This is a genomic window from Bacillus sp. DE0042 (genome assembly GCF_007680225.1).
Classification (GTDB): Bacteria; Bacillota; Bacilli; order Bacillales; family Bacillaceae_G; genus Bacillus_A; species Bacillus_A wiedmannii.
The window spans coordinates 423,357-439,965 of record NZ_VEJP01000003.1 but is presented as its reverse complement, the minus strand read 5'-3'; the positions used below and the strand labels follow the sequence as shown (position 1 = coordinate 439,965).

Here is a 16,609-nt window from a genome sequence, read left to right as displayed (position 1 = left end):
AATGAGAATGGTGGACCTAATTGCAAAAAAACGTGACGGACATGCATTAACGACAGAAGAAATTAACTTTATTGTTGAAGGATATACGAATGGTGATATTCCTGATTATCAAGTAAGTTCACTTGCAATGGCAATTTTCTTCCAAGATATGAACGATCAAGAACGTGCTGATTTAACGATGGCAATGGTAAATAGCGGTGATACAATCGACTTATCAGCTATTGAAGGGGTAAAAGTAGATAAGCACTCAACAGGTGGTGTTGGTGATACAACAACACTTGTGTTAGGTCCATTAGTAGCCGCTTTAGGTGTACCGGTTGCAAAAATGTCTGGACGTGGGTTAGGACATACTGGTGGTACAATTGATAAATTAGAAGCAGTTCCAGGATTCCATGTTGAAATCGAAAATGATGAATTCATGCGACTTGTAAATGAAAACAAAATCGCAGTTATTGGTCAAAGTGGAAACTTAACACCTGCCGATAAAAAGTTATATGCACTTCGTGATGTAACGGCAACAGTAAACTCAATTCCGCTTATTGCAAGCTCGATTATGAGTAAAAAAATTGCTGCTGGTGCAGATGCAATTGTTCTTGATGTAAAAACTGGAGCAGGTGCATTTATGAAAACAGATGAAGATGCAAAACGTTTAGCAGAAGCAATGGTGCGCATTGGTAATAACGTTGGTCGTAATACGATGGCTGTTATTTCTGATATGAGTCAACCACTTGGTGAGGCGATTGGTAACGCACTTGAGGTACAAGAAGCAATTGATACATTACAAGGTAAGGGGCCGAAAGATTTAGAAGAGTTATGTTTAACACTTGGAAGTCAAATGGTATACCTTGCTGGACAAGCTTCATCTTTAGAAGATGCACGTGAGAAATTAATTGAAGTAATGAACAACGGTAAAGCGCTAGAATCATTTAAAACGTTCTTATCAGCGCAAGGCGGCGATGCTTCTGTTGTTGATGATCCTTCTAAATTACCACAAGCACAGTTTAAAATTGAAGTAGAAGCGAAGGAAGACGGTTATGTATCAGAAATCGTTGCAGATGAAATCGGAACAGCAGCAATGCTTTTAGGAGCAGGGCGTGCGACGAAGGAATCTGAAATTGATTTAGCAGTTGGCTTAATGCTTCGCAAAAAAGTAGGGGACAGCGTGAAAAAAGGTGAATCCCTTGTTACAATTTACGCAAACCGTGAAAATGTGGAAGATGTAAAAGCAAAAATTTATGAGAACATGAAGATTGCTAACGAACATGTAGATGCACCAACATTAGTGCACGGCATCGTTACTGAATAATAAAAAAGGGCCAAGGAGTATTTCTCCTTGGCTTTTTTTGCTATTTTTTGTTTATAATAATAATGGGTGAAATTATGATTAGAATTTGTGCAATAACAAAAACAGATGAAGTATTATATGATGTTTCGCTAGAAGAAACAACGAAAGACCATATTGTATGGTATTGGCTAGATTTATATAAGCCAACGAAAGAAGAGTATACATACATTTTGCAAGATCATTTTAAGTTCCATCCCCTTGCAATTGAAGACTGTATAGAATATGTACAGAGGCCAAAAGTTGATTTTTATGATGGATATAACTTTTTAGTTCTTCATGCATTTGGTGAGGATGGATTAGAACCGCACGAGATCGATTTATTTATTAGTGATCGTTTTATTGTTTCTTTCCACTTTTCTCATAACAATGCAATCGAAAGAGTATGGAAAACACTTGGAGAAAAGAAGCGTATTAAAAATAGTCCTTTACACGTAGCTCATACAATTATCGACCAAATTGTAGATGACTATTTTGCGCCTGTATATTACATTGAGGATCATTTAAATGCAATTGATGATAATTTAACGGGTGAGACAGCGGGAAGTGTATTAGAAGAAGTATTTGATATACGTGCAGATTTATCGAAGCTAAGGCGCACAATCATTCCGATGCGTGATTTATTGTATCGTATTTTAAATTCGACTCGTTTTTACGGTATAAGTGATCATGAGATTTACTTTAAAGATATACATGACCATTTGCTTAAACTAACAGAAATGATTGAGGCAAGCCGAGAGTTAACGGCAGATATTCGAGATAGCTATTTTTCATTAAACTCACATCATATGAATAACATTATGAAAACATTAACTGTATTCTCGACTATTTTCATGCCATTAACATTTATTGCGGGAGTATACGGAATGAACTTTACGCATATGCCGGAGCTTGGTGGACAATATAGTTATTTTGTTTGTCTACTTCTAATGGCGCTAATTGGCGGTGGCATGATGGCTTGGTTTTATAAAAAAGGATGGTTTAAGTAAAAAAACACCGAGGGATTTTCCTCGGTGTTTTTACTTAACCAATAGCATGTAATACAAACATGGCTAAGAATAAGCATGTAACGATATACATAGACGGTGCGACTTCTTTACGCTTTCCAAGAGCAACTTTTAAGATAGGATAAGCAATAAATCCGAACGCAATGCCATCAGCGATACTATATGTGAGCGGGATCATGACGATAATTAAGAACGCTGGAAATCCTTCTGAAAAATCGTTCAGAGGAATTTGCTGAATGCTTGTAATCATCAGGCCGCCAATAATAATTAAGATTGGTGCAATGGCACTATCAGGAATTAGTTTCACAAACGGAAGTGCAAACAGTGATGCAAAGAATAACAACCCTGTAACGATAGACGTCAGACCTGTCTTTCCGCCTGCAGTAATACCTGCGGCACTCTCTACTGTTGATACGGTAGGGCTTGTGCCAAATAGACCACATGTCATTGCTGAAATTGCATTGGCTTGGTAAGCACGTGGGAATTTACGGTCATCTTCTAATAAACCGTGCAGTAGTCCCATGTTCTCAAAAATAAGCACCATGCTTAAGGAGAATGTTGCAATCCAAAACGGTAAGGAAGAAAGTTTGCCAAATGACATAGCTCCAAACACATCGCCGTAATTAGCGAATGAGAATGAACTATTTCCGATTTGACTTGTATCAACAAGACCAAATAGCCATGCAATACCAGTTCCTATTGCAATCGTCCATAAAAAGTTTCCACGTACGTTACGAATAAATAGTACAAGTGCAACGATAAGAGTAAGTAGTGTCGCAAGAACGACAGGGTTACTTAATTTACCCATTGCAACAGCAGTATTTGGATTCGAAACGACTAAACCACCTTTTTGCAATCCGATAAATGCTAAAAATAATCCGATGCCGACAGTAATAGCTTCCTTTAATGACTTTGGAATCGATACTGAAAGCACGCGAGCGATTGGTGTAAACGCAGCAATTGCAAAAATAATACCAGAGATGAAGACAGCTGCTAATGCTTCCTGCCAAGCTAATCCGAGCGTATGCACAGCAGTGTACGTGAAGAATGCATTTACGCCCATACCAGGGACAAGAATAGCAGGTGCATTTGCCCAAAATGCCATGAGCAGACATCCGACAAATGAACTGAAAACAGTTGCTAAAATTCCAGCTTCAAGAGGAATGCCAGCATCCGATAAAATTGATGCATTTACAATCATAATATATACGATTGTGAAAAATGACGTAACTCCAGCTAAAACTTCTTGTTTTGGTGATGTTTTGTGTAAACCTAATTTAAATGTTCTTTCAAGTATTCCTTTCATGTTAAACCTTCTTTTTCATATCCCTCTCCCACCCGTGATATCTCTTTCGTAAGAGCTCACCGTCCTTTATTATATCAGAACATCATGTTTTTACAACAAGGAAAATGATAACGTTTACTTGTAAAAGAAATTATTTATAAATACGTAAAAATCGCTCGTATTGTTGAAATGATTTCTAATTCTCCTGATTGAATGGGCGGAGCTGCTTGCGCATGTAAAGTAGCATAGGACGTCACTTCCCGTGGTAATTGGGCAGATTCTTCAACGAATGAGAGTGGAACAGGATTAATGTTTAAATTGTATGTACTCGCAATAGCACGAGCTTTTTCTACCGCTTGTTGCAGAGCTTGAATGAGAGCTTGCTCATAATATTTATTTGGATGAGATATTCGAAAACGTAACCCTTTTGCTAAGTTTGCTCCATTTGAAACGGCTATATCATATACTTCCCCTGCTTTTTGTACATTTAAAACGGTAATTTCATACAAATGTTCCACACGATATCCTTGTAATAATGCTTTATCATTTACATATTCGTACTGGGGCGTAATTGTATATGAAATGGTTTCTATATTTTTGTCGGCAATACCTAGTTGTTTTAGTGCATCCAATAATTGTTTTGATTGCACTGCATTCTCTTCTTGTGCCTGTTTTACATTTTTATGATCTGTACGAATACCAATCGTTAATATAACAACATTGGGTTTTGCTTTTACAACGCCTTCACCTTGCACCGTAATGGTAGCTTCTTTACCAGTATTAGCTGTACGTACGTTGTGTAAATAAGGATTCATTCCACCTTGCATCTTCCATCACCATCCTTATTTATATGTATATGTGTGAACAAAAAAGAAATTTATATGAAAAAAGTTACATAAATGAGAATGTTGAGGGAAGAAAGCATATACAACATAGGTATTTATAGATTATAATATGTGTAAATATGATAAAAAAGGGACGAGGCTAGTGAACGAAAAAAGAGAAACACTGATTTTAGAGTTATCCGGATCATTCCGAAAGATGATACGTTTATTACAAAATGATATTAATACACGTTTTGCAGAACATATGCCATACAATGAATTTTCTGTATTACGCGCGTTATTTTTAAACAGTCCACAGATGGCTTCGCAAATTGCGAGTGAAGTAAACGTAACCTCCAGTCATATTACAGCTGTTACTGATCGTCTCGTACGAAAAGGGTTTGTAGAAAGAAAGCGTTCAAATTCAGACCGTCGTATCGTGTACCTAGAAATTACAGAACACGGAAGAGAAGTAACTGAAAAACTTGAAGCTGTGCGTAAAGAATATTATAAAGAGAGATTTAAAGGTTGGAGCGACCAAGAAATCGAGATGGTTTTAGATTTATTTGGCCGCGTATTATAATAAATGAGGATAGGAAGCGAAAGCTTTCCTATCCTTTTTCTTTTGAATAAAAACATTTTGAAACTCCAATACTTTAATTAAAAAGAATCGGAGTGAAAAATTATGAAACGTATTTGTACGCTTTTCATTATGATTGGAAGTTTTTTCTGCTTTAATCAGTTCGCGGATGCGGCTACGCCTCTTCAAGTCGTTCAGAAAGAATTACAACATATTTCAAATAAGCAACCTGTTTTATATTCAAAACTATGGATTCGTTCAATGCAGAATGCTATTTTATTTCATCATAGTGATAACATTCGGCATGAAGATACGATAAGCAATGTGACAAAGTCTTCTCTTATAAAAGTAAAACAGCTTCCACTTCAGAAAGCATCGCAGTATATCCCGAGATTATCGCAATATATTTCTAAGTTTGAAGCTGAGAATGTGCAAGTATACTATGTTGCAGCTCGTTATGAAGTGAAAAAAGAAAATCCGTATCAGTTAAATGGCATGAATTATTTTATGCAAGTGTTTATTCAACAAGGGGGAGAATGGAGAATTGCTGAAAGTATAGTTGCTCCAACAGATCAAATCGTGGCAAATGGTGACGGTTTTGGAACGAAGCAAGAGAAAGAGTATGGGAAAAGAAGAGAGAATGTGAAATAACCTCCTCATCGAGAGGAGGTTATTTCATTTGAAATTCCAAGAGACTTTCCATTTTAATATTTTAGGTAGGAAGAAATACGTAATTAAACTAGTCGCTAAAAATCCGATGTAAAAGCTGGACAATGACTGCGCGCGACTTAGCATTAAACCTCCAGCGATCCCACCAAAGAAAATCGCACAAGCTAAAACTACTTTTTGTAGTTTCGGATATAATAAGTAGTTACCATTTCGCTCATTGACTGAACGGGCATATAAATATATACCGAGTGGTAATAAAATAATGATCTGTGCGATAGGTCCAAGCAATGTTTTTGCCGGGGGAATCTTTGTAAAGTTTGGTTCGTTATGACGCACTCCATTTAAATCAGTATAAGCGTTTTGAGGATCGTAATTAAAGCTAATAGTAAACTCTTCTGCTGGACTAGAAATACGTATGTTTTCCATCAGATCATGTATAAGGCCATTGCCCTCATGAAATTCAGTGTTTGAGTGAACAGCAATGACTCCTGAGATAAGTGATGGAAGTAAAACTGGGAAGATTAATATAGCTGTAGTGAGAAATCCTTGCGATATAATATTCCCTGTAATTGTACCTACACATAAGGTAATTGTATAAATAGCAATTAATACAATTAACATGTATATAAAGTAACTATGAAAGGGGGAGAATACTTGATATTTATTATGAAAAGTCAACTTTTTCATAATAGCAAATAGTCCCCAGTTTAAAATGACAACAGTGGCGATATTACAGATTCCAAACAACCACTTTGTTATATAGAGGTGTGAACGTTTAAATGGCATAGACCATAACAAGTCGCTAGAGTTATTTTGTCTTTCCCATCCAATTAACTTACAAGCTAGAACGATCAGTACGCTACCTAACAGCATGACAGAATCTAGAAGTGTTAAATCAAAGTGATAGTGATATATAGAGTTCCACTTTTTATTGTCATTTAGAAATTGTTGCTGTTGAATAGAAGTCATATAGTATTTATATGACAAAGTATAGAAGCTGACGAGCCAAAATAACCATACAACATATTTACTTTGTTGATACGTTCTTAGCCACAATGCTTTTTGAAACATAGGATCTCTCCTTTAAAAAACTTTATAATTTGTTAGGCGTGATAATACAACATAAGTAATGATTCCAGCGAGAAACAAACTGATATAGTAGCTAGGTAAGAAAAAAAATTGATTTATTTTATAGCCACCTAGTAATGCAAAGTAGAGGGTTGTCCCCCATATCCATATTCGTAAATGCTTTTGGAAAATAAATATCTTTTGAGTGTTTTCATTTGGTGATTTTGTATATAAATATGCGCCAAGTAGTAAGTAAAATATTGTATAAAAAATCGGGACCAATATGGATTTAGCTGAATAATATCTATAAGATGCTGGATCTCTTAAAGTGTTTGGATCGTTTTCTTTTTTACGTGATTTTGGATCATAATCGTAATAAATAGAAAAATTATATATTGGTGCAACAATATTTGTTTTATTATTTATTTCAGAAAGACTTTCATATAAGTGAGAGTTTCTATTATTTTGAGCATCTAAATGATTTATTGTAAAATTGTACAGCAATGAAATAAATGTAAGACCCATTAGTAACCAAGGAATACAAAAAACAACTTGTGAAACAACGCTTCCAGTAAAGGCACCGATACATAATGCAGCTGTATATACTGCAACATATGAAACAATTGCATAAAGAAAGTATCGATGAAATGTCCCGAATGATTGATAATCAAAATGAATCGTTGTTCTATAAATAACGTACATAAGCCCCCAGTTTACAAGGAGAGACCCAATAATCCAAAATGAACCGAAAGCCCATTTAGATAAGAAAACATCTTTTCTTTTAAATGGCATTGTTAAAAGTAGTGCATTAGACTGGCTGCTACGTTCCCACCCTATTAATAGACAAGCAATAGAAATAATAAGGATAGTTATCCAAAAACTATTACCTGTATTTGACCAAAAAGCATAATCATAATAGAACGTTCCCTTTTCATGTAATTTATAATAATTAGCAAGTTGTTGCTGAGCTGCTTTATAGTATCCGAAAGATAGAAGATAAAGTGTATAAAAGAAGAACAGTAGTACAGCATATTTCCCGCGCTTCCAATTCCACATCCATAACGCCTTATGAAACATACCCATCCTCCTCTAGTGTCGTAACGAAGACATCTTCAAGTGACATTGTTAATTCTTCAATGAGTATAGGTTGTTCTTTATAAAACTTCTCCAGTGTTGTAGCCACATTTCCCTCAATTAAGATTGTATATACTTTTCCTGTTTGATTTAATATTCTAATATTGCTTAAGTTTTCTAGTTTTTGAGGTAATGAACGTTCGTAAGCAACTTGGATTTTAGCAAATCGTGATTTTGCATCGTCTAGTGATGTAATAGACGATATAGTATGGCCTTTTAATATAATGATTGTATCTGCAATTTGTTCCACTTCATCTAAATGGTGAGTTGAGATGAAAATGGTAATCTCTTTTTCTGCAACTTCTCCAACGAGAAACTGTAAAATTTTCCTTTTAACGATAGGATCAAGTCCGTTTGTCGGTTCATCTAAAATGATATATTCTGCTTTTGTAGAAACGGCTAAAATGATGGCAAGGAGTGCTTTCATTCCTTTTGAATAACTACGAATTCGTTTGTTTGGTAAGTTAAAACGTTCTAACAGTTCATAGAAATATGCTTCATCAAATGCGGTATAAACTTCTTTATAAAACTTTACAATTTCTTTTACCGTATATCCGTTCAGTATGTTAGTAGAATCCGGAACATATACGATTTTTTGCTTTATTTCAGGACACTGATGAATGTTTGTATCTTCATATGTAACAGTCCCGGCATCAGGGTCTAAAATACCGACCATCGTTCGTAATAAAGTTGTTTTCCCCGCACCGTTTCTTCCGAGTAATCCGATAATACTTCCTCTTTGTAACGTGAAAGAAACATCATCTAAAATTGTTTGATTATCAATTGTTTTCTTCAAGCTTGTCACTTTCAGCATCCGCATTTCCTCCAATCTCTTTGTAGTATGAATCTATCCAATCATGAATTTTATCTTTCGTAACACCAAGATAAGAGGCTTCTAATAGTAATTGATGAAATTGCTTTTCAACCATAGCGATTTTCCTTTCGTCTAATGTTGGGGTAATCGATTGGGATACAAATGTTCCTTTTCCTCGTAATGTTTCAATAATCCCTTGTCGCTCTAACTCTTGATACGCTTTACTCACTGTATTTGGATTTATAACGAGTAAAGAAGCGAGTTCGCGTACAGAAGGAAGTTTATCACTTGGAGCTAACATGTTTTTCAATACGAGTTCTTTTATATTTTGAACAATTTGTTCCCATATCGGAGTGTTGCTTCTTGGATCAAGTTGAATATGCAAGAGCAATGTCTCCTTTCTGACGTGTATTAAGTGTACTACTGTGTGTAATACACTTAATACAATATAGTTAATGAATGTATTTGTCAACTGAAAATATTAGAAAAATATGGTATTAAAAAATAAAAAATTGGAAAAAATAGGTCTGATATAGAATGGAGGGTTAGTCATGAAGCGAGTTTTTGGAATACTTGTTTGTTTCATGTTATTGCTTTCTGGTACTTCAGTTAGTTTCGCACAATCTGAGAAGACGAAGCAGGAGAAAACAGAAGAAACAGCGCCGAAGTTAGCGGAACAAGCGTCGTCAGCAATTGTAATTGAACAAGATACAGGTAAAGTTTTGTTTGACAAAAATCCAAATGAGAAATTACCACCTGCTAGTATGACGAAGATTATGACAATGCTATTAATTATGGAACAAGTTGAAAAAGGAAAACTAAAACTGACCGATAAAGTTAGAGCAAGTGAGCATGCAGCTTCAATGGGTGGATCACAAATCTTTTTAGAGCCTGGAGAAGAGATGACTGTAAATGAAATGCTAAAGGGTATTGCTATTGCATCTGGAAATGATGCGTCTGTTGCAGTAGCGGAGCATATCGCGGGTTCAGAAGAAGGTTTTGTAAATATGATGAATAAAAAAGCGAAAGATTTAGGACTGAAAAATACTCATTTTCAAAACCCAACAGGTCTTCCGGCTAAAGACCATTATTCCACAGCAAATGATATGGCTATAATGGCAAAAGAATTGATGAAGTACCCACTTATTCGCAAATATACAGGTAAATACGAAGACTATTTACGTGAAGATACGGATAAGAAGTTTTGGCTCGTGAATACGAATAAGTTAGTACGTTTTTATCCTGGAGTAGATGGTGTGAAAACGGGCTTTACGACAGAAGCAAAATATTGTTTAACAGCATCGGCTGAAAAGAATGGGATGCGTGTTATTTCAGTTGTTATGGGAGCACCTACATCGAAAGAACGGAACAACCAAGTAACAAAGCTTCTTGACTACGCATTTGGACAATATATGACAAAAAAAATGTATACACGAGGCGAAAAAATTAAGACTGTACAAGTAGGAAAAGGGAAAAAAGAAAAAGTAGATTTAGTTGCGTCAGACAATGTGTCTCTTCTTATGAAGAAGGGCGAAAATATGGACAAAGTAAAGCAAGAAGTAATTGCTGAAAAGAAAGTGAAAGCGCCGATTAAAAAAGGTGACGCGCTTGGTACACTAGTTATTAAAAAAGATAAAGATGTTTTATTAAAACAAACAATTGTAGCAAAAGAAGATGTTGCTGCAGCGAGCTGGTGGGAGTTATTTAAAAGAAGTTTTGGGATGTTTTCAACATCAAAATAGCGGCAAATATTTTGCCGCTTTTCTATTCGTATGAAAGTAAATAATTGCTGAATAGTTTCACTTTATGGCGAAATAGTTCTTCTTTTGTCAGTAGGAAGGATTCTTATGTTGTATCACGAAAATCTTTATGTATGTAAATGAGTAAAGTTTGAGCATAAGGAGGAAATCGTGTGAGTCTTTCCATGCAATTAGAAGTAAAACGTGACGTCCTATGTGTGAGACTAGCGGGTGAATTAGATCATCATACTGCTGAAGAGTTGCGAACGAAAGTAACAGATATGATTGAGACACATGGTGTTCATCATATTGTTTTGAGCCTAGAGAACTTATCGTTTATGGATAGTTCTGGTTTAGGTGTTATATTAGGCCGATATAAGCATGTAAAGGGATTAGGTGGAGAAATGGTTGTTTGTGCAATTTCACCGCCTGTTAAACGTTTATTTGAAATGTCAGGCTTATTTAAAATTGTTCGTTTAGAAGAAAGTGAAGCGCATGCGCTCGCGACGTTGGGGGTGGCATAAATGAGAAATGAAATGAACCTTCAATTTTCAGCATTAAGTCAAAATGAATCGTTCGCTCGCGTTACAGTAGCAGCGTTCATTGCGCAACTAGACCCAACGATGGAAGAACTTACGGAGATTAAAACAGTTGTGTCAGAAGCAGTTACGAATGCAATTATTCATGGGTACGAAGGAAATGCAGAAGGTGTTGTTTATATTTCTGTAATTTTGGAAGAAGCAATGGTGAAACTCACGATTCGAGATGAAGGGATTGGCATCTTTGATTTAGATGAAGCAAGACAACCCCTGTTTACAACTAAACCTGAATTAGAGCGTTCCGGAATGGGATTTACTATCATGGAAAATTTTATGGATGAAGTAGAAGTTATTTCAAACGAATCTTTCGGGACAACAATCCATTTGACAAAATACTTATCAAATAGTAACGCTCTATGCAATTAAGGAGAATAGCCTATGGACATAGAGGTCAAAAATGAGAAGAAGAAACCTCAGTTAAAGGACCACGAGCTAAAAGCGTTAATTCAACAAAGTCAAGATGGAGATCAACAAGCGAGAGATACAATCGTTCAAAGTAATATGCGTCTCGTATGGTCGGTTGTGCAGCGTTTTCTTAATCGAGGGTACGAACCAGACGATTTATTTCAAATTGGATGTATTGGGCTATTAAAATCGGTAGATAAATTTGATTTATCTTTCGACGTGAAATTTTCAACATATGCAGTTCCAATGATTATTGGAGAAATACAACGATTTTTACGTGATGATGGATCAGTGAAGGTAAGTAGATCTTTAAAAGAAACAGGAAATAAAATTCGAAAGATGAGAGACGAGCTTTCGAAAGAATTCGGAAGGGCCCCAACGATTAATGAAGTAGCCGAAGCGTTAGAACTAACGCCAGAGGAAGTTGTTCTGGCGCAAGAAGCGAGTCGAGCTCCTTCATCCATACATGAAACGGTGTATGAAAACGACGGGGATCCAATCACTATTTTAGATCAAATTGCAGATCAATCTGAAACGAAATGGTTTGATAAAATTGCTTTAAAAGAAGCAATTAGAGAATTAGATGATAGAGAACGTTTAATCGTGTATTTACGCTACTATAAAGATCAAACCCAATCAGAAGTAGCGGAACGAATAGGCATTTCGCAAGTACAAGTTTCAAGACTTGAAAAGAAAATATTAAAACAGATGAAAGATCGAATAGATGAATAGCTATCTATTCGATTTTTTTTATGACTTTAATTTAGTAGGAATTGTAAACTTTCGCAAAAATTAACAGAATTTATTGGTGATATAGTAAATTTAAAATATAATCCAAGTATGAACTTGTCACAAAGGGGGAAGAAAATATGGAAACGAGGCAACAATGGGGAACGAGGGCTGGATTTATTTTCGCAGCGGTCGGCTCTGCCGTTGGATTAGGAAACATATGGCGTTTTCCTTATACAGCGTATGAAAATGGGGGAGGCGCATTCTTTTTACCGTACTTATTCGCATTATTAACGACTGGTATTTCATTATTGGCGTTTGAATTTGCTCTTGGGCATCGTCACCGTGGTTCAGCGCCACTTACGTTCTTCCGTATTAGTCCGCGTGCTGAATTCATCGGATGGTGGCAAATGTGTGTAACATTTATCGTTTCAACATATTATGCAGTAATTATTGCTTGGTCTATTTCATATACGTACTTTGCAATTACTGGAGCATGGGGGAAAGACACGCAATCATTTTTATTTAAAGAGTACTTACATGTTGCAGATAAGCCAGGGCAGTTTGGGGGGCTTGTGCCGGAAGTATTGATTCCATTAGCTCTCGTTTGGATTATTGTGCTTGGTGTTGCATTCAAAGGAGTTAAAAAAGGAATCGAAGTGGTTAACCGCATTTTCATTCCTTTACTAGTTGTTATGTTCCTTATTATCGTAGTTCGTGCAGTGACGATGGAAGGTGCGATGCAAGGATTAGATGCATTCTTCAAACCAGATTGGAGTCGTATTTTTGATGGGAAGGTATGGCTTGCTGCTTATGGTCAAATTTTCTTTAGCTTATCTTTAGCATTTGGAATTATGATTACGTATTCTAGTTATTTACCGAAAAACTCAGATACAACAAATAATGCCTTTATTACTGGCTTTGCAAACTCAGGATTTGAATTATTAGCAGGGATTGGGGTCTTTGCAGCTCTTGGATTTATGGCAAACAATATGGGAGTACCAGTTGATAAAGTAGCAAGTGCTGGTGTAGGACTTGCATTCGTAGTATTCCCGCAAATTATTAATGAATTACCGATGTCACCGTTATTTGGCGTATTGTTTTTCTTATCATTAACGGTTGCCGGAATTACATCCCTCATTTCGCTTGCGGAAGTATGTTTTGCGGCCGTATCTGAAAAGTTCAGCTTAAGCCGCCAAAAAACAATTGGAATTATGGGAACGCTTCTCGTACTAGTGTCTCTTGTTTTTGCAACACGTGGTGGGCTTATGTTCCTAGATGTTGTTGATTATTTCGCTAATAACTTCGGGTTAATTTCAATTGCATTAGTGGAAGTAGTTACGATAGGGCTCATTCTACGCCGTTTACCAGCTTATCAAAATCACGCAAACTTCGTATCTGATATTAAGTTAGGGACGTTTTGGAGAGTGAGTTTACTCGTTATTACCCCGCTTATGTTAGGATACATGTTAATTGATGGGACAATCCAAAATATTAAAAAGAACTACGGAGATTATCCAACGGAGTTTGTCGTAACATATGGTTGGTCAATTGCAGCAGCGTTCCTTATCGTTGCACTAATCATTAGTATAAAGAAATGGAATGCACAAATACATTCAGATTCTGCTAAGCTTGAAAAAGAATGGAAAGATCGGGGTGTTTCATAATGAGCGGATCAGCGATTATGATGATGGTTATTGGTATGGTAGTCATTTGGGGAGGACTCGCATTAAGTATTGCAAATTTATTTAAGAAAAAGGCATAAACTAAAAAACATCTGTACCGAAACGGTACAGATGTTTTTTTATGAAAAAATTGTATTAGAAAAAAATTCAATAACCATACTACAACTACGAGGAAGAGTGAAGAGGTGAATGGAAATTGGAACAAACAATTTATATTAAAATGCGTAATCGATTAAAAGTTTCTCCTACGTATGAAGTGAAACTGGGTGATGTCGCTCAACTTGCCGGAGATGCTATGGTAGTTGAGTCATTACAGAATGAGGTAGTTTACAAAATAACAGCGCATGATAAGACGCATGTTGTAATTGATGTTATGAAAATTATTGAGATTATTCAACAAAAAGCGGCTCATATACAAATTAATTTACTCGGTTCTGGACAAACTCTTGTTGAAATTATATATGAAAAAAAGAAAGTACATCCGATTTTCTTCGGACTTGTATGGTTGTTACTTTTTATTGGAGCGGCTCTTGCGATCATTTATTTCCATGAAGATGTAAGTATGCAACAAGTACACCAGCGGTTATATTACATGATTACGGGAGAATTTAAGGCACAACCACTTCTATTTCAAATTCCTTATTCAGTAGGTCTTGGGTTAGGTATGGTTTTATTTTTTAATCATGTATTTCAAAAGCGAATTAATGAAGAGCCGAGTCCGTTAGAAGTGGAGATGTTCCAATACCAGCAGTCACTTGACCAATATGTAATTGTTCATGAAAACAAGGACAATATGAAACAACTTGCCGATGATTGAGTCTGGGCTTGTTATTTTAATTGGTTTAGCGGGAGGAATTGCAGTAGGTAGCGGATATGTCGCATTTTTAGCTGTACTTGGTATAATCCCCCGACTAGCTCAATTAACGAGAAGTGGAAAGCACATTCAATATTTTGAGTGGGCAGTTATTGCAGGTACGTTAACAGGAGCTTGGTGTAGTTTGAAAAACATTACATTTCAAACATCGCAATATTGGCTTGTTATATTAGGACTATTTTGTGGCACATTCATTGGAATGCTTGCAGCCGCATTAACAGAAGTGTTAAATGTTTTACCTATTTTAGCGAAACGAGTAGGGGTAGAAGGGAAAATCGTTGTTTTACTCGTTGCTCTTGTACTTGGCAAAGTAATAGGCTCATTGTTTCACTGGATTTATTTCGTAAAGTAGGAGGCAATATATAAATGACAGGGCGAAAACTAAAGGATGATTACATAAATAAAGTGAAGGAGTACCATCCAAAACCAAACTATTACCTAAATTGTGTCAAGGCATTTCTTGTAGGTGGATTCATTTGTACTGTCGGAGAAGTATTGATGAAATTTTATATACATTATTTTCATTTCAGTGAACAAGAGGCAGGAAATCCGACGGTTGCAACGCTTGTATTACTATCGGCGATTTTAACAGGTTGTGGTGTATATGATAAAATCGGTCAATTTGCTGGAGCGGGATCGGCCGTACCTGTTACGGGATTTGCGAATTCTATGGCGAGCGCTGCGCTAGAACATAAGAGTGAAGGAATTGTGCTTGGGGTTGCTACAAATATGTTTAAGCTAGCGGGAAGTGTTATCGTTTTTGGGGTCGTTGGTGCATACGTTATTGGATTAATAAGATATACTTTTAACATTTTTATGTCTTAAAGGAGGGGCTAGTATGAGGTTGACCGGAAAACAATCGTGGGTATTTCAAAATGATATTTATGTGAATGCAACCGGTACTGCTGTCGGTCCAAAAGAAGCGAAAGGCCCTCTTGGAAAGGCTTTTGATATTTCATATGATGATTTACATTGCGGAGAGGAAAACTGGGAACTTGCTGAACGAAGATTAATGTCAGATTCAATTCAACAAGTCTTGCAAAAAGGAAATGTAAAGACATCACAAATTGATTTCTTTTTAGCAGGTGATTTATTAAATCAAACAGTGACAGCAAATTATGTTGCGCGTAAGTGGGGGATTCCCTTTTTAGGGATGTTTAGCGCTTGTGCAACCTCGATGGAGACTTTAGCGGTTGGATCAGCCTTTATAGATGGTGGATTCGCAAATCGTGTTTTAGCGACGGTAAGTAGTCATAATGCAACGGCTGAAAGACAGTTCCGTTATCCAACAGAGTATGGGGGACAAAAACCAGGAACAGCAAATTCCACTGTTACAGGTGCGGGATCCATATTAATTAGTAAAGAAAAAAGTGCCATTAAAATTACGGCAGCTACGATTGGAAAAGTGCAAGATTTAGGGATTGCGAATCCTTTAGATATGGGGTCGGCGATGGCACCTGCTGCTGCTCATACAATTCAACAACATTTTGAAGATTTGAAGAGGAGTGCAGCAGATTATGATTTGATTGTTACCGGTGATTTATCAGCTATTGGGACACCAATCGCAAAACAACTGTTACTGGAAGAAGGTTATGATCTTGGGCATATATATAATGATTGCGGATTAATGATTTATGATTCCGGTCAAGAAGAAGTATTTGCCGGTGGTAGTGGTTGTGCTTGTTCAGCTGTTGTCACATATGGTCATTTATTAAGCGAGATGCAAAAAGGGAATTTACAACGAATTTTTGTCGTTGCTACTGGCGCGTTATTAAGTCCGATGATGATGCAGCAGAAAGAAACCATTCCAACAATTGCACATGGTGTCGTATTTGAGAGAGTGAAGGGAGAGTGA

Annotated in this window: 20 protein-coding genes; 14 read left to right on the top strand and 6 right to left on the bottom strand. The window is 36.3% G+C overall.

Going from position 1 to position 16,609, the window contains the following annotated elements; genetic code table 11:
• Position 1: 1 nt before the first annotated feature.
• Entirely contained in the window at positions 2 to 1,306 is a 1,305-nt protein-coding gene (locus FS802_RS16285; protein ID WP_001243077.1) for a pyrimidine-nucleoside phosphorylase, read from the top strand.
• A gap of 62 nt (positions 1,307 to 1,368) precedes the next feature.
• On the top strand, positions 1,369 to 2,331 hold the full coding sequence (gene corA, locus FS802_RS16280; RefSeq protein WP_064475085.1) for a magnesium/cobalt transporter CorA: 963 nt from the start codon (positions 1,369 to 1,371) through the stop codon (positions 2,329 to 2,331).
• Positions 2,332 to 2,365: 34 nt separating this feature from the next.
• On the opposite strand, the gene FS802_RS16275 is transcribed toward corA, so the two are convergent.
• Together FS802_RS16275 and FS802_RS16270 are read right to left on the bottom strand one after the other, a co-directional pair.
• A complete protein-coding gene (locus tag FS802_RS16275) occupies positions 2,366 to 3,655 on the bottom strand; it encodes an NCS2 family permease (protein ID WP_098653318.1) in 1,290 nt (429 codons plus the stop codon).
• A gap of 134 nt (positions 3,656 to 3,789) precedes the next feature.
• Positions 3,790 to 4,461, bottom strand: coding sequence for an SIMPL domain-containing protein (locus FS802_RS16270; RefSeq protein ID WP_001161444.1), 672 nt, complete (start codon positions 4,459 to 4,461; stop codon positions 3,790 to 3,792).
• Between the two features lie 160 nt (positions 4,462 to 4,621).
• Here FS802_RS16270 and FS802_RS16265 point away from each other — a divergent pair, with 160 nt between their 5' ends.
• Both FS802_RS16265 and FS802_RS16255 read left to right on the top strand, forming a co-directional pair.
• Positions 4,622 to 5,041 (top strand): MarR family winged helix-turn-helix transcriptional regulator, encoded by a 420-nt coding sequence (locus FS802_RS16265; protein ID WP_001003312.1) that lies wholly within the window; start codon positions 4,622 to 4,624, stop codon positions 5,039 to 5,041.
• A 102-nt stretch (positions 5,042 to 5,143) separates the two neighbouring features.
• Positions 5,144 to 5,689 carry a hypothetical protein gene (locus tag FS802_RS16255; RefSeq protein ID WP_000820923.1) on the top strand — a complete coding sequence of 182 codons (546 nt, stop codon included), beginning with the start codon at positions 5,144 to 5,146 and terminating at the stop codon, positions 5,687 to 5,689.
• Between the two features lie 24 nt (positions 5,690 to 5,713).
• Here FS802_RS16255 and FS802_RS16250 read toward each other — a convergent pair whose 3' ends face one another.
• Genes FS802_RS16250 through FS802_RS16235 form a run of 4 tightly spaced genes read right to left on the bottom strand, consistent with a single transcriptional unit; the run spans position 5,714 to position 9,108 of the window.
• Entirely contained in the window at positions 5,714 to 6,778 is a 1,065-nt protein-coding gene (locus FS802_RS16250) for an ABC transporter permease subunit (RefSeq protein ID WP_098653319.1), read from the bottom strand.
• A 12-nt stretch (positions 6,779 to 6,790) separates the two neighbouring features.
• Positions 6,791 to 7,852: an ABC transporter permease subunit gene (locus FS802_RS16245; RefSeq protein ID WP_098653320.1), complete on the bottom strand. Its 1,062-nt coding sequence runs from the start codon at positions 7,850 to 7,852 to the stop codon at positions 6,791 to 6,793.
• Positions 7,842 to 8,723 carry an ABC transporter ATP-binding protein gene (locus tag FS802_RS16240; protein WP_098653321.1) on the bottom strand — a complete coding sequence of 294 codons (882 nt, stop codon included), beginning with the start codon at positions 8,721 to 8,723 and terminating at the stop codon, positions 7,842 to 7,844. The genes FS802_RS16245 and FS802_RS16240 overlap by 11 nt, the downstream gene beginning before the upstream one ends.
• On the bottom strand, positions 8,689 to 9,108 hold the full coding sequence (locus FS802_RS16235) for a GntR family transcriptional regulator (RefSeq protein WP_000548033.1): 420 nt from the start codon (positions 9,106 to 9,108) through the stop codon (positions 8,689 to 8,691). The genes FS802_RS16240 and FS802_RS16235 overlap by 35 nt, the downstream gene beginning before the upstream one ends.
• Positions 9,109 to 9,274: 166 nt before the next feature.
• On the opposite strand from FS802_RS16235, the gene dacF reads away from it, so the two are divergent.
• The 10 genes from dacF to spoVAD all read left to right on the top strand — a co-directional run bounded on the left by dacF (position 9,275) and on the right by spoVAD (position 16,609).
• On the top strand, positions 9,275 to 10,465 hold the full coding sequence (gene dacF, locus FS802_RS16225; protein WP_064474894.1) for a serine-type D-Ala-D-Ala carboxypeptidase DacF: 1,191 nt from the start codon (positions 9,275 to 9,277) through the stop codon (positions 10,463 to 10,465).
• 170 nt (positions 10,466 to 10,635) lie between these two features.
• Positions 10,636 to 10,986, top strand: a complete 351-nt coding sequence (gene spoIIAA, locus FS802_RS16220; protein WP_000059133.1) for an anti-sigma F factor antagonist — start codon at positions 10,636 to 10,638, stop codon at positions 10,984 to 10,986.
• Complete coding sequence (spoIIAB, locus tag FS802_RS16215; protein ID WP_001243399.1) at positions 10,987 to 11,427, top strand: anti-sigma F factor; 441 nt, start codon at positions 10,987 to 10,989, stop codon at positions 11,425 to 11,427.
• A gap of 12 nt (positions 11,428 to 11,439) precedes the next feature.
• Positions 11,440 to 12,198, top strand: a complete 759-nt coding sequence (gene sigF / locus FS802_RS16210; RefSeq protein ID WP_000350733.1) for an RNA polymerase sporulation sigma factor SigF — start codon at positions 11,440 to 11,442, stop codon at positions 12,196 to 12,198.
• A 137-nt stretch (positions 12,199 to 12,335) separates the two neighbouring features.
• Complete coding sequence (locus FS802_RS16205; protein WP_144525174.1) at positions 12,336 to 13,862, top strand: sodium-dependent transporter; 1,527 nt, start codon at positions 12,336 to 12,338, stop codon at positions 13,860 to 13,862.
• Complete coding sequence (locus tag FS802_RS16200; protein WP_000016829.1) at positions 13,862 to 13,960, top strand: methionine/alanine import family NSS transporter small subunit; 99 nt, start codon at positions 13,862 to 13,864, stop codon at positions 13,958 to 13,960. The genes FS802_RS16205 and FS802_RS16200 overlap by 1 nt, the downstream gene beginning before the upstream one ends.
• Before the next feature lie 116 nt (positions 13,961 to 14,076).
• Positions 14,077 to 14,697, top strand: a complete 621-nt coding sequence (gene spoVAA, locus FS802_RS16195) for a stage V sporulation protein SpoVAA (protein ID WP_000438359.1) — start codon at positions 14,077 to 14,079, stop codon at positions 14,695 to 14,697.
• Complete coding sequence (gene spoVAB / locus FS802_RS16190; protein WP_000572950.1) at positions 14,690 to 15,106, top strand: stage V sporulation protein SpoVAB; 417 nt, start codon at positions 14,690 to 14,692, stop codon at positions 15,104 to 15,106. Before spoVAA ends, spoVAB begins: the two co-directional genes overlap by 8 nt.
• Before the next feature lie 14 nt (positions 15,107 to 15,120).
• Positions 15,121 to 15,579, top strand: coding sequence for a stage V sporulation protein AC (gene spoVAC / locus FS802_RS16185; RefSeq protein ID WP_098124045.1), 459 nt, complete (start codon positions 15,121 to 15,123; stop codon positions 15,577 to 15,579).
• 13 nt (positions 15,580 to 15,592) lie between these two features.
• Positions 15,593 to 16,609, top strand: a complete 1,017-nt coding sequence (gene spoVAD, locus FS802_RS16180) for a stage V sporulation protein AD (protein WP_098653322.1) — start codon at positions 15,593 to 15,595, stop codon at positions 16,607 to 16,609.

What these genes read in the sequence shown, in the direction of transcription:
- FS802_RS16285 (WP_001243077.1), top strand. Translation starts at nt 2, where the DNA reads ATGAGAATGGTGGACCTAATTGCAAAAAAACGTGACGGACATGCATTA.
- corA (WP_064475085.1), top strand. Translation starts at nt 1,369, where the DNA reads ATGGGTGAAATTATGATTAGAATTTGTGCAATAACAAAAACAGATGAA.
- FS802_RS16275 (WP_098653318.1), bottom strand. Translation starts at nt 3,655, where the DNA reads ATGAAAGGAATACTTGAAAGAACATTTAAATTAGGTTTACACAAAACA.
- FS802_RS16270 (WP_001161444.1), bottom strand. Translation starts at nt 4,461, where the DNA reads ATGCAAGGTGGAATGAATCCTTATTTACACAACGTACGTACAGCTAAT.
- FS802_RS16255 (WP_000820923.1), top strand. Translation starts at nt 5,144, where the DNA reads ATGAAACGTATTTGTACGCTTTTCATTATGATTGGAAGTTTTTTCTGC.
- FS802_RS16250 (WP_098653319.1), bottom strand. Translation starts at nt 6,778, where the DNA reads ATGTTTCAAAAAGCATTGTGGCTAAGAACGTATCAACAAAGTAAATAT.
- FS802_RS16245 (WP_098653320.1), bottom strand. Translation starts at nt 7,852, where the DNA reads ATGTTTCATAAGGCGTTATGGATGTGGAATTGGAAGCGCGGGAAATAT.
- FS802_RS16240 (WP_098653321.1), bottom strand. Translation starts at nt 8,723, where the DNA reads ATGCTGAAAGTGACAAGCTTGAAGAAAACAATTGATAATCAAACAATT.
- dacF (WP_064474894.1), top strand. Translation starts at nt 9,275, where the DNA reads ATGAAGCGAGTTTTTGGAATACTTGTTTGTTTCATGTTATTGCTTTCT.
- spoIIAB (WP_001243399.1), top strand. Translation starts at nt 10,987, where the DNA reads ATGAGAAATGAAATGAACCTTCAATTTTCAGCATTAAGTCAAAATGAA.
- sigF (WP_000350733.1), top strand. Translation starts at nt 11,440, where the DNA reads ATGGACATAGAGGTCAAAAATGAGAAGAAGAAACCTCAGTTAAAGGAC.
- FS802_RS16205 (WP_144525174.1), top strand. Translation starts at nt 12,336, where the DNA reads ATGGAAACGAGGCAACAATGGGGAACGAGGGCTGGATTTATTTTCGCA.
- FS802_RS16200 (WP_000016829.1), top strand. Translation starts at nt 13,862, where the DNA reads ATGAGCGGATCAGCGATTATGATGATGGTTATTGGTATGGTAGTCATT.
- spoVAB (WP_000572950.1), top strand. Translation starts at nt 14,690, where the DNA reads ATGATTGAGTCTGGGCTTGTTATTTTAATTGGTTTAGCGGGAGGAATT.
- spoVAC (WP_098124045.1), top strand. Translation starts at nt 15,121, where the DNA reads ATGACAGGGCGAAAACTAAAGGATGATTACATAAATAAAGTGAAGGAG.
- spoVAD (WP_098653322.1), top strand. Translation starts at nt 15,593, where the DNA reads ATGAGGTTGACCGGAAAACAATCGTGGGTATTTCAAAATGATATTTAT.